The following is a 12407-nucleotide window of genomic DNA, read 5'->3' on the forward strand; positions in this document are numbered from 1 at the left end:
GGCTCATCTTGGTCTAAGATCTTTACTGTCTGCGGATCGCCGTCTTGTAGCATTTCTCCGACAATAGACAGCAGACGTAACCAAATATTCTCCTCCGACACCATGCCTATCCTGCACCAATATCTGTTTAGCCGCGACATCCTCAAACTTAAGAACATAATATGTTCAAATAAAATGACTACTCAAAATCACAAATGCTCGCTTTTATCCCTCAGCGTATCAACATCAGCATCTGTATTTCTCACTTTAGCAATGCTCTCCACCGCGCCATCTATCTGCCATAAATAGACATCGGTATTTTTCGGGCGCACCAATAATTCAAATTCGCGAAATTTTTGCATATCAGGACTGCCTGAAAACCGCCCAATCAATTGCCACAGCAAAACACCAATCCAAAAGCCATGCCCGAACACCACATAAACGCCATCCTCTTTTTCCGCAAAATAGCGGCGCACATTGTGAATTCGATTGAAAAACGATGCAAAACTGTCGCAGTCATCGCCATCTTTAAAATCCGCATCGTCTCGCGCCCAATAAGATTCCGAGCGATTTTTCAAATCCTGAAACGTTTTGCCCTGAAGATGGGCAAAGGACAAATAATTAAATTCGTGTAAATCAGGCAATACGATAGGCGAGATTTGCAGAGCTTGCACATAAGGCGCGGCAGTCTGTCGGGTACGCAGATAAGAAGAAACGAAAATTTCTCTTACATCCTCAACATGTTCCACCAGCCACATGCTTAACTGCTCTGCCTGCTTTTGCCCCAATTCGGTAATCGGAATATCGGGATTAGCATATTTGACAATATCGCCACTTTTGCCTGCATTGGCGGCACTTTGGGCATGGCGGAGAAGATAAATTTTTTTCATAACATATTCCAAATAAGGTTGAACAAGTGGAAAAGCAATACAAAGCGGAAAATCTCAGGCAATAGCATATACGATTTAATAATAGCATACTGAGATAATGATGGATTTCAACAATAAAACCGTTTCCTATCTAATATCTAAAATTCAAGGAACATACCTTGACATACCTGCTACTGCTAAATTTAAATAGTATACAGATTACGCACTACTAGACTTTTTATTTTTAACTTCTTCAGCAAAAATATCCAACAACGGCTTCCATTTTTTAAAAATCTCTTCCGCTAATTCACCGGATTGAATTTTCAGCCATGTTTTATTTTGCCAATTTCTTAAATAATCTTCTTCGCACCATCGCCAAAAACTCCATTTCCCCGGGCGACCATCCCCTTCATTTTTATATTTTTCATCAAATTTATTTTTTGATTGTGGAAAAGCTTCAATATTACTTACCCGAGCACCATAAAAGCAATTATGAAAATACGTACTATCAAATTCTATAGCTATGCCATTCGCATCATCATCCCACACATTTTCTTCACAAAAATATATACCCGTCCATCTATTTGCAGGTCTAAACTCTCCTTTAATCGCAAAACTGCTCAAATCTGGATAATTTTCTGTGCATAAATCACTTAATTCTTGTTTTAACTTTTCCCATAAAACTTCTCTAACCTGATTTTCTATCGCCATGATTTCCAAAGCAGAATCCAAAGTCTTTGCATCTTCCAATATTTTGTTTACCAATACTTTATTATCCTCCACTGCTTCCCCCAAGATATCTTGTTTTAAAAATCGAATAAAATACTCGATAAATTGTTTTATTTTATCTGCAAAAATAGGCGCATTTTCAAGCCATGTAATCACCCCTGCGGCATCTACAAGCTTCAGCCTATTTTCTTTACACGCATTTTGAACATCTTCTGCTTTAATTGAATTTTCAGAGGGCTCACGCTCATGTGGCGGCAGATAAATCAAACAATATTGCTGGTCTTTAGCATAATGCTGCTTGGCTAAATCTTCTAAATATTCCTTGACCTGATCTTTTTGATCAACTGCATTGTGTAATTTATTTTCAATCGAAATCGTCCAACTTAATTTACTGCCTAAAAAGGCTTCAATAAAAATATCATGCCGTCTGCTCGACTGATTTAAAGTTTTTTCGGTCGTAATTTTAACGCGATCATAAGCTAAAAACGAATGCAGTTTCATGTGTTTTAGGAAAGCATTCAGCAGCAAATCGCCTTGTCCATGTTTCTCTTCCGGATTCAGTAAAAAAGCCAATACCGCTGACAAGCCGTTTTCGTCACTAGTAAAAAATTCAAACGGATTAAATCGGTTGGCATCACGCAATTCTGTTTTGCGTGCTTCGGCACGTTGTTCTTCCAATGTTTGATACACATCATGGAGAAATTTAATATATTCTTTAATAGATTCAGACATTTTTATTCCATTAATTTAACTGTCTAAATGTTTATGAGAAACCGGTTTTTTGCGTCTTTGTGCGCGGTGCAGGCGCAATTTTGCATGCCAGTTTTTGCGTTTACTCAAAACCTGCACCAATTTCCATTGCCACAGATAGTAAATCACGCAATAGCCGATGCTTGCCAATAAGGTGCCGACCAAGACCGAGCCGGTAAACAGCGGCATCAAAATTTGACCGCCCAATTGCTTGAGATTTGCTACCGTAAAATGCCATTCGCTCAAACCTTCGCGTCCACCCAAAAGCCAGCAGCCAACTTGATAATTGCCGTAAAAAATCATCGGCATAGTAAAAGGATTGCTGAACAGGGTAGAAAAAGCGGCAATCGGCACATTAAAACGCATAAATACCGCTACCGCTACCGCGCAAGGAATTTGTATGGGAATCGGCAGGGAGCCGAAAAACAGCCCTGCCGCAAAACCGCCGGCAATACTGCGGCGATTGACCTGCCAGATGTAAGCATTGCCGATTTTTTTTAATAGCCAATGCAATAAGCGGTTGGCAATGAGTTTTTCCGGTGCAGGCAAAATGCGTTTAAAAAAGAATTTCATAATTTTCCTTTAGCGGCGATAAGGCGGGCAAGGGCAGTTAATTCTCGTTATTATAGCGAAAAAAGTCTTTTAGGTTTGTCCATGCCAAGATTTAATTCATCGTCATATCCACATTTGCGTTTTTACCGCTATATAGCGGCATTGGCGATGCTTTTGCTTGGTGTCTTAAGCCGCGATTTTTGGCATATTCCCGCCCCACTGCTGGGGCAGACTTCCGCCTATGTGCTGCCGCTGCTGTGCTGTTTAGGATTAAGCCTGTTGCGCCGCTACCGCGTTTTCGCCGTATTGTGCGCCTGCTTTGCCTTAGGGCTGTGGCGCGCGGATATGGCTTTGCCCAGTCAGTACGAACCCTTTGCTTGCACGGGCATTTGGCAGGTAGAAAATTTTCCCCGCCAACATCTGCCGCTGGGACAAATTCTGCCGCTGCGCCTGATGGCGGGCGACTGTCCCCCATTGCGCGGTCAATCCCTGCATGCCAGCCATTATTTGCGCGATACCCATTATGCGATTGGCGACAGTTTCGCCGCTACTTTGCAGATTCGCCCCGGCAAACGCAGACTTTATGCGCATTTGCCGCAGCAGCTGCGTCCGCAAACTGCCGCTATGCCTGTGATGAGTGCCTACCGAGCCGCGATTGCCCGCCAAATTGACGCGCATTTTCCGCAACATCGCGCTTGGGTGCGTGCTCTGCTGATCGGCGACCGCAGTTTGCTAAGCCAACGTATGCGCGAGAAATTACAAATCAGCGGCACCAGTCATTTGCTTGCCATTTCAGGCTTGCATCTTGCCGTGATGATGGGCGTTTTTTATTGGCTGTTCAAAATACTAGCTGTATTCAGCCGCCTGCGTTATTGCATCGAGCCGCATAGTCTTGCACTCTGCGCCGCCTTAGTCGGCGGACTGGCTTTTGTGCTGATTAGCGGTGCGCAAGCGCCGATTTTGCGTGCTTGGATTATGTTTGCCTGCCTCGTATTGCTCTGGCTCAATCTGCCTTTCGGCAACGGTATGCTTGCCCTAGGCTATGCTTTATTTGCGATATTAATTATTGAGCCGCTGGCTTTATTCAGCTTCAGCACATGGCTGTCCTTTTGTGCAACCGCCGCCGTGATACTCACTCTGCGACTGGTCAAACATCGCGCTGCATGGCGACAATGGCTTGCCATACAAGGCGGGATTACGTTTGCGCTGACGCCCTTGCTATGGAGCATTTTCGGCGGTATTTCTCTCATCAGCATTGCGGTAAATTTACTGGTCGTGCCTTGGCTGGCGATCATCTTATGCCTACTGCTTGCCGCGCTTGTATTGCCTGCCTTAAGCGCCTTTGCCGCCACTGCCTTAGATATTTATCTGCGCCCCATCGAACTTGCCGCGCAAATGCCTTTCGCCTATATCGAACCGATTTATCAAATGCCGCTGCCTAGCGGCGTACTGGCAAGTATTGCCTGTCTTTTTCTGCTTGCCGCCGCCAAACGTGCGGCGCTGCTGTCTTTGCTGCTCGCTTTTGTCTGTGCCCTGCCGCCGCTGTTCTCGCGCAGCGACTATGTGCTGACAACATCGCGTATTCCCGCCGCTATTCTCTATCCGCCCAGCGGCGCGCCGATTCTGCTGAATACCGCCTATCAATATCGCGAACGCAATGATGCACGCCGCTATCTGCTGCCTGTTTTGCGCCAACGCTTTCAGCGTCCGCAAGCCATTGTCATCAGCCACGATAGCCGCCACGCCCTCGGCGGCATTGCCGACCTGCTTGCCGCCTATCCCGATACGCCGATTTACACCCTCTCGCTCATGCCCGAACTCTCTTTTGCGCACCAATACTGTCCCGAACATATCTCCTCCGCCGACTTTTATTTCAAGCGCGGCGCAAGCTGTAGTCTATTTATCGGCAATCAGAGCTATACCGCCGCCACGCTCAATACCGCATTGCGCGCCAAGGCAAATCATTAAGCCGCAAATTTTTGCGAAAACACTAGCTTTTTCGGCTGATTTCTTTAGCATATGCGCGCCTTAAGCAAGAGTGCTTTATTTTATCCACAGGTGTCGTATGCAAGCAGAACAGCAAATCCCAGAAGAAGACCTTCTTCCCCTCACTCCGCTAAGCCAAATCCGCGAAGCCTTGCACGAAGAAGACTTGGCGGAAGTCGGCGAAATCGTTAATGAACTCAATCCTGCGGAAATCGCGCGTATGCTCGAATCCCTGCCGCCGATCGAGCGCGAGCAAGTTTGGGAAACGGTGGACGACGAATATAACGGCGAAGTCTTGGCGCATCTCTCGGAAAGCGTCTTGGAAGACATTGTCGATGAAATGAGTCATGAAGAACTCCTACAAACCGCCGAATCGATGCAGGAAGACGATTTGGTGGACTTCCTGCAAGACGTGCCTGAAGACGTTGCCATCAAACTCCTTTCCTCTTTGGACGAAGTCCAGCGCGCCCGCCTCACGCAAATCCTTGAATACGATGAAGACAGCGCCGGCGGTATGATGAATAACGACGCCATTTCCGTGCGCCCCGAAACGCAGGTGGAAACCCTTATCCGCTACCTGCGCCGCATGGAAGAACTGCCGCGCATCACCAATAAAATCTTCGTTGTCGACCGCGACGAACGCCTGCTCGGCGAAGTCCTCCTCACCACATTGCTGACCGCCGACAACCAGCTCCACATGACCGACATCATGAAATACGACCCTGTGAGCCTGCACCTCAAGACCACAGGGCAGCAAGTCGCGCGCACCTTCCGCGAACATGATTTGATTTCCGCCGCCATCGTCAACGACGACAACCAATTAGTCGGACGGATTACCGCCGATGACGTCATGGACTATATCCAAGAAGACAGCGAACGCCTGCTCATGCAAACCGCCGGTATGGACGAAGAAGTCGATACCTTCGCCCCCATCCACAAAGCCGCCATCGGACGCGGCATCTGGCTGGGCGTCAACATGTTTACCGCCCTGATTACCGCCACCGTCATCAACGCCTTCGGCGGCACGATAGAACAAATCGTCGCCCTTGCCGCCCTTGCGCCCGTAGTCGCCAGCTTGGGCGGCAATGCCGGCGCCCAATCGCTGACCATCATCATCCGCGGTATCGCACTGGGGCAAATCGAAGGCGCCAACGCCAGAGCGCTTATCCTGCGCGAACTGCTCATTGGCAGCATCAGCGGCATCATTTGGGGCAGCGTCGCCGCCCTCATCGCCTACCTATGGTTCGACGACCCAGCCCTTGCCGCCGTCATGTTCGCCGCCTTGTTCATCAACCTCATGACCGCCGCCTTTGTCGGCGTCGTCATCCCGCTGATTCTCAACCGTCTGAAAATCGACCCCGCCTTGGCAGGCTCTATTTTCCTCATGACCTTCACGGACATTATCGGATTTTTAGCATTATTGGGATTGGCGACCGCATTTTTGATTTAAACCGCATTCCCTGTGAACTATTTACAAAATATACAAAAATAGTGCGTTTTTGCACAAAAATGACCGCAAAACATCACTAAACAAACCGCAAAACACTAGGCGCAGACACGCGATTAAGCTACACTACAACAGCATTTTATCCGCTTGGCACCTGCGTTTTGCCGCATAAAAAGCGCCGAGCGCAAATAAACATGCAGGGTTAACGCATTTACAATCAGAGGTCACAATCATGAAATTAACAGCCGTCTCTTTTTCAATTGCTTCTGCCGTTTTAGCCGCCGGATTAGCGCTATCCGCCCCCGCGCAAGCCAAAGGCCGCCTAGTCGTTTATTGCAGCGCCACCAATGAAATGTGCGAAGCCATCACAAAAACCTTCAGCGAAAAACACGATGTAAAAACCTCATTTATCCGCAACGGCTCGGGCAGTACCTTTGCCAAAATCGAAGCGGAAAAAAACAATCCGCAAGCCGACGTATGGTACGGCGGCACGCTTGACCCGCAGGCGCAAGCCGCCGAAATGGGACTGCTGCAAGCCTACCGCTCGCCGCTTATCGACCAAATTATCGAACGCTTCCAAGACCCTGCCAAAACCAAAGGCAACTACACCTCGGCGGTCTATATGGGCATTTTGGGCTTTGGCGTGAACACCGAACGCCTGAAAAAATTAGGCATCGAAGACATGCCGAAATGCTGGAAAGACCTCAGCAATCCTAAATTAAAAGGCGAAGTCCAAATTGCCGACCCGCAAAGCTCCGGCACCGCCTACACCGCCATCGCTACCTTCGTGCAATTATGGGGCGAAGAACAAGCCTTTGAATACTTTAAACAACTGCATCCCAATATCTCGCAATACACCAAATCCGGCATCACGCCCTCCAACAGCACTGCGCGCGGCGAAGCTACCGTAGGTATCGGCTTTCTGCATGATTATGCCGTGCAAAAACAAGGCGGCGCACCGATTGAAATGGTCGTTCCCTGCGAAGGCACAGGCTATGAACTCGGCGGCTTGAGCATCATCAAAGGCGCGCGCAACGTCGATAATGCCAAACTCTTCGTGGACTTCGTCTTATCGGCGGAAGGACAGGAAACCGCTTGGAAAAAAGGCAATGCCCATCAAATCCTGACCAATACCACCGCCGAACAATCGCCCACCGCCTTCGACCCGAGCCAACTCAATTTAATCAATTACGACTTTGAAAAATACGGCGTCGCCGAAGAACGCAAACGCCTGATTGAAAAATGGGTCAATGAAGTCAAGCTCGCCAAATAAACGGGGGCGCAACATGAAAGCAATATCATCCTGCCTGCGCCTGTCGGCGCTGGCGATTACCGGCGCTCTACTGTCCTCAACCGCTGCTGCCGAAGGGCGGCTGGTGGTTTACTGCAGCGCACAAAATACGATGTGCGAACAGGAAGTGCTGGCATTTGAGAGCAAATACAAGGTTAAAACCAGCTTTATACGCGGCGGCACGGGCAGCATCTTGGCAAGAATTGATGCGGAAAAAGGTAATCCCCAAGGCGACGTTTGGTACGGCGGCACATTAGACCCGCATTCCCAAGCCGGCGAAATGGGCTTGCTCGAGGCGTATCAATCGCCGAATCTGCAATATCTTCCGGACGAGCTAAAAGACCCCGCCAAAAGAAAAGGCAATTACACCTCGGCGATTTATCTCGGCGTATTAGGTTTCGGCGTCAATACCGAACGCTTGGCGAAATTAAATCTTCCCGTACCCAAATGCTGGAAAGATTTAACCGACCCACGCTTTAAAAACGAAATCCAATCCGCCGATCCGCAAAGCTCGGGAACCGCCTACACCGCATTGGCAACCTTTATTCAATTATGGGGCGAAGAAGCCGCATTTGAATATTTAAGCGCATTGCATCAAAACGTATCGCAATATACCAAATCGGGCAATACGGCGACGCGCAACACCGCCCGCGGCGAAGCCTCTATCGGCATCGGCTTCTTGCACGAACATTCCATCGAGCAAGAAAAAGGCGCGCCGGTCGAATTGGTCGTGCCCTGCGAAGGCACGGGCTATGAAATCGGCGGCGTCAGCCTGATTAAAGGTGCGCGCAATCAGGAAAACGCCAAGCTGTTTATCGATTGGGCATTGTCAAAAGAAGCGCAGGAGCTTTCATGGCAAAAAGGCGAAACCCATCAAATCCTTACCAATTCGCAAGCGCAGCAATCGCCCTATTCTTTAGATTTCAAATCCATCAATTTGATTGATTATGATTTTGACAAATACGGCTCAAGCGAAGAACGCAAGCGTTTAATTTCAAAATGGCTGGATAACGTAAAATTAGCTAAATAATCGCTGCATCGGAAAGGAATATCGGCTTTGAGGCGGTATTCCTTTCTTTTAATGAACATCTATCTGTGAGGAATCATGCACGCCAAAAAATCTTCCTTTTTCGCTTCGCCCGTTTTTTGGGTCTCGCTTGCCCTGCTGGCATTTATGGCATTGCCGTCACGCGCATTGGACTATGGTCTGTTCGAAGCCACCGCCGACGAATTATACGAAGCCATGGGCTGGTCATCTCTTAATATCAGCATTCTGTGGTTTTTGCCCCTGCTCGGCTTTTTATTCACGCCAAAATTGAAATATACCATTGAAAAACAAGCGAAATTAGATTTGATATTGGTCGCCGGCATCAGCCTGTTTACCTTTATTTCCGCCACATGGCTGAAAGTCAGCATGGGCTATGCCGTGATTGTTCAAATCATCAGCCTCACAGCCATTGCCACCGTCGCTTTAGCGAATTTAAAAATCATGCAGGGCGACAAATTCATCATTGCCTCGCTTATCTCTATCATCTTATTGATTTTCTTCTTTATCGTATATCCCACCGTCGCCATCTTGATTTCCATGTTTTACGACGGAGATAACTTCGCGCCCCAGCAAGTATTGCGCATATTGAACCAAAGCTATATTGTCCGCGTGATTAGCAACTCGCTGTTTTTATCTGCATTTGTGGGTATCATCTCCACCGTTTTCGGCTTGGCTTTCGCCCTCTATACCACCCGCATCGCACAGCGTACAGCATTCATCGGCAAAATCTTCTCCATTCTTCCGATTGTAACCCCGCCCTTTGTGGTCGGCTTGGGCGTTACCCTCATGCTCGGACGCTCGGGCTATGTCACGGAATTTTTAACCGGCTTCGGCTTTACTAAAACCAACTGGCTTTACGGCTTTAACGGCATTGCGATTGCGCAAATCCTCGCCTTTACGCCGCTCTCTTTTATGGTGCTTGACGGCGCATTAAAATCCATTCATCCCTCCATCGAAGAAGCCTCTTACACCTTGCGCGCCAACCGCTACCAAACCTTCTTCCGCATCATCTTCCCCTTATTGCGTCCGGCGTTGGCGAACTCCTTCCTGCTCGTCTTCATTCAATCGCTGGCAGACTTTAGTAACCCCTTAGTATTAGGCGGCAGCTTCGACGTTATCGCCACGCAAATTTACTTCTACATCGCCGGCTCGCAATTGGACTACGCCTCAGCCAGCACCCTCGGCTCGATATTGCTCATCTTCTCCTTACTGGTATTTATCGTGCAATATCTGTGGATTGGCAACCGTTCCTACGTAACTGTCTCCGGCAAATCCTACCGCGGCGACGTGCAAGACCTGCCACCCAGCCTCAAATACCTCATCATCTTCCTGCTCGGTTTTTGGGTCATTTTCAACATGGTCTTATACGGCAGCATCTTCTACGGCAGCTTTACCGTCAACTGGGGCGTGAACTACAGTCTCACGCTGAAAAATTATATCCTGCTCTTCGGACAAAGCCTCAGCGACGGCGCATGGCCTTCCCTGCTCAACACCCTGCTCTATGCCGGTATCGCCGCCCCGCTAACCGCCTTGTTCGGACTGCTCATCGCCTACATCGTGGTGCGCAAAGACTTCCAAGGCAAAAAATCTTTGGAATTTTTGACCATGCTCTGCTTTGCCGTCCCCGGCACCGTTGCCGGCGTCTCCTACATACTCGCCTTTAACAGCGCCCCGCTCTACATCACCGGCACAGGTGTCATCATCATCATCTCCATGGTCATGCGCGATCTGCCTATCGGTATGCGCGCCGCGATTGCAGGCTTAGGGCAACTCGACAAATCTTTGGACGAAGCCTCGCTGTCCTTAAAAGGCAATTCCCTAAAAACCATTTGCTACGTCGTCCTGCCGCTCTTAAAGCCCGCTCTGCTCTCGGCATTAGTTACCAGCTTCGTGCGCGCCATGACCACCGTCAGCGCCATCGTCTTCTTGGTTACCGCCGACACCCGCGTGGCGACAGCCTACATCCTCAACCGCGTTGAAGACGGCGAATACGGCATCGCCATTGCCTACGGCTCGATACTCATCGTCGTCATGATGGCAATCATCTTATTCTTTGACTGGATCGTCGGCGATACCCGCATCAGCCGCTCCAAAGCCAAAACCATGAACTAAAACAGGTAAACAAAATGGACAAAGACTTCTTAGTACTGAAAAACATCAATAAAACTTTCGGCAAAAACGTCGTCATCGACGACCTCTCGCTCAACATCAAACGCGGCTCAATGGTTACCCTGCTCGGGCCCTCAGGCTGCGGCAAAACTACCGTCCTGCGCCTAGTCGCAGGACTGGAAAGCCCCACAAGAGGGGAAATCTTCATCGACGGCGAAAACGTTACCAAAACCTCCATCCAACACCGCGACATCTGCATCGTCTTCCAATCCTATGCCCTCTTCCCGCACATGTCGATTGGCGATAACGTCGCCTACGGACTGCGCATGCAAAACATCGCCGCGCAAGAACGCCGCCAACGTGTCCAAGAAGCCTTGGAACTCGTCGATCTGGCAGGCTTTGAAAACCGCTACGTCGACCAAATCTCAGGCGGACAACAGCAGCGTGTCGCCCTTGCCCGCGCCCTCATTCTCAAGCCCAAAGTCCTGCTCTTTGACGAACCCCTCAGTAACTTAGACGCCAACCTGCGCCGCTCTATGCGCGAAAAAATCCGCCAACTGCAACAAAGCCTCGGCATTACCTCCTTATACGTCACCCACGACCAAAGCGAAGCCTTTGCCGTCTCGGACGAAGTCATCGTCATGGACAAAGGCAACATCATGCAAAAAGCCCCCGCCAAAGAACTCTATCTGCGCCCCAACTCCCTCTTCCTCGCCAACTTCATGGGCGAAAGCAGCATCTTTGAAGGCGAACTCAAACAAGGCGAAATTTGCATCAACAACTACTGCCTGCCCTTCCCGCAAGCCGCCGGCTTCAACATCGAAGACGGCGAATGCCTCATCGGCATCCGACCGGAAGCCGTCCGCCTCAGCAATACGGGCGAAGCCGCGCAAGCCTGCACCATCAGCAGCGCCGTTTACATGGGCAATCACTGGGAAATCATTGCCGAATGGGCAGGAAAGCCCCTGCTCATCAACTGCAACCCTGAAGACTTCGACCCTGAAGCCAAACAAGCCTTTGTCCACCTTCTCACGCAAGGCATCTTCCTGCTGAAAAAAGAACCGTAAAACAAGCGCTACGCATGAGAAGAACTGATGCGCTAGCGTCCGCAATAAAGACACATCGGCAAGCGCCAAATTTGCTTGCCGTTTTGCTATAGTCGAAGAACTGAAAAAGTGACACAAAATATCAAGCTGCGAGCGTTATAGAGAGTACAGCAAAATGAATCAAAACTGTAACTCTTTTTGAAATCTTTGACTATATATAGTCAAGGAATTCAAAAAAAGTTACAATTTAAACACATCTCGCCGTACTCTCTGCGCTACCTGTTAGCAGCATTACTGTACCACTTTTTCATTTCTTTGACTATAGTCGGAGAAGTGGAAAAGCAGTACAAGATAAGCCAAGGCCGTAATACGTTTTCAACTCTTCGACTATATTATTTAAATCACAAGATAATCATAATAAAATTATTTAAAAAACCAGAACCGCCATTTAGAACAATTAAAGAAGGGGCAAAGGGACATTTTAGGTGCTGTTTTCGAGTTCTTTAGCCCTAAGGGACAAAATAGGTGCTATCTAGCGTTTTTTAAGCAAAATAATCTTTTATAAACTTAACCTTATTGTCCTTTCCCATGCCGCAATGAC

Annotated in this window: 9 protein-coding genes; 6 read left to right on the forward strand and 3 right to left on the reverse strand. The window is 48.6% G+C overall.

Going from position 1 to position 12407, the window contains the following annotated elements:
• Positions 1-188: 188 nt before the first annotated feature.
• The 3 genes from ACJHVI_RS09845 to ACJHVI_RS09855 all read right to left on the reverse strand — a co-directional run bounded on the left by ACJHVI_RS09845 (position 189) and on the right by ACJHVI_RS09855 (position 2900).
• The gene (locus tag ACJHVI_RS09845) at positions 189-869 is read right to left on the reverse strand and encodes a histidine phosphatase family protein (RefSeq protein WP_483184553.1); all 681 of its coding nucleotides are present in this window, start codon (positions 867-869) and stop codon (positions 189-191) included.
• 198 nt (positions 870-1067) lie between these two features.
• A complete protein-coding gene (locus ACJHVI_RS09850; protein ID WP_483184554.1) occupies positions 1068-2309 on the reverse strand; it encodes a PDDEXK-like family protein in 1242 nt (413 codons plus the stop codon).
• 15 nt (positions 2310-2324) lie between these two features.
• A complete protein-coding gene (locus tag ACJHVI_RS09855) occupies positions 2325-2900 on the reverse strand; it encodes a DUF2062 domain-containing protein (protein ID WP_483184555.1) in 576 nt (191 codons plus the stop codon).
• Positions 2901-2981: 81 nt separating this feature from the next.
• Here ACJHVI_RS09855 and ACJHVI_RS09860 point away from each other — a divergent pair, with 81 nt between their 5' ends.
• The 6 genes from ACJHVI_RS09860 to fbpC all read left to right on the forward strand — a co-directional run bounded on the left by ACJHVI_RS09860 (position 2982) and on the right by fbpC (position 11827).
• Positions 2982-4847: a ComEC/Rec2 family competence protein gene (locus tag ACJHVI_RS09860; RefSeq protein WP_483184557.1), complete on the forward strand. Its 1866-nt coding sequence runs from the start codon at positions 2982-2984 to the stop codon at positions 4845-4847.
• Positions 4848-4944: 97 nt separating this feature from the next.
• Complete coding sequence (gene mgtE, locus ACJHVI_RS09865) at positions 4945-6315, forward strand: magnesium transporter (protein ID WP_483184558.1); 1371 nt, start codon at positions 4945-4947, stop codon at positions 6313-6315.
• A gap of 229 nt (positions 6316-6544) precedes the next feature.
• Positions 6545-7585 carry an ABC transporter substrate-binding protein gene (locus tag ACJHVI_RS09870; protein WP_483184559.1) on the forward strand — a complete coding sequence of 347 codons (1041 nt, stop codon included), beginning with the start codon at positions 6545-6547 and terminating at the stop codon, positions 7583-7585.
• A gap of 13 nt (positions 7586-7598) precedes the next feature.
• The gene (locus tag ACJHVI_RS09875; RefSeq protein WP_483184560.1) at positions 7599-8633 is read left to right on the forward strand and encodes an ABC transporter substrate-binding protein; all 1035 of its coding nucleotides are present in this window, start codon (positions 7599-7601) and stop codon (positions 8631-8633) included.
• 75 nt (positions 8634-8708) lie between these two features.
• On the forward strand, positions 8709-10763 hold the full coding sequence (locus tag ACJHVI_RS09880) for an ABC transporter permease (protein ID WP_483184561.1): 2055 nt from the start codon (positions 8709-8711) through the stop codon (positions 10761-10763).
• Between the two features lie 14 nt (positions 10764-10777).
• Positions 10778-11827 (forward strand): ferric ABC transporter ATP-binding protein, encoded by a 1050-nt coding sequence (fbpC, locus tag ACJHVI_RS09885; protein WP_483184562.1) that lies wholly within the window; start codon positions 10778-10780, stop codon positions 11825-11827.
• Positions 11828-12407: the final 580 nt, after the last annotated feature.

The sequence above is a fragment of the Suttonella sp. genome (assembly GCF_056855035.1).

Excerpts from the sequence above, each read along its gene's own strand:
- ACJHVI_RS09845 (WP_483184553.1), bottom strand. The coding sequence starts at position 869 with ATGAAAAAAATTTATCTTCTCCGCCATGCCCAAAGTGCCGCCAATGCA.
- ACJHVI_RS09850 (WP_483184554.1), bottom strand. The coding sequence starts at position 2,309 with ATGTCTGAATCTATTAAAGAATATATTAAATTTCTCCATGATGTGTAT.
- ACJHVI_RS09855 (WP_483184555.1), bottom strand. The coding sequence starts at position 2,900 with ATGAAATTCTTTTTTAAACGCATTTTGCCTGCACCGGAAAAACTCATT.
- ACJHVI_RS09860 (WP_483184557.1), top strand. The coding sequence starts at position 2,982 with ATGCCAAGATTTAATTCATCGTCATATCCACATTTGCGTTTTTACCGC.
- mgtE (WP_483184558.1), top strand. The coding sequence starts at position 4,945 with ATGCAAGCAGAACAGCAAATCCCAGAAGAAGACCTTCTTCCCCTCACT.
- ACJHVI_RS09870 (WP_483184559.1), top strand. The coding sequence starts at position 6,545 with ATGAAATTAACAGCCGTCTCTTTTTCAATTGCTTCTGCCGTTTTAGCC.
- ACJHVI_RS09875 (WP_483184560.1), top strand. The coding sequence starts at position 7,599 with ATGAAAGCAATATCATCCTGCCTGCGCCTGTCGGCGCTGGCGATTACC.
- ACJHVI_RS09880 (WP_483184561.1), top strand. The coding sequence starts at position 8,709 with ATGCACGCCAAAAAATCTTCCTTTTTCGCTTCGCCCGTTTTTTGGGTC.
- fbpC (WP_483184562.1), top strand. The coding sequence starts at position 10,778 with ATGGACAAAGACTTCTTAGTACTGAAAAACATCAATAAAACTTTCGGC.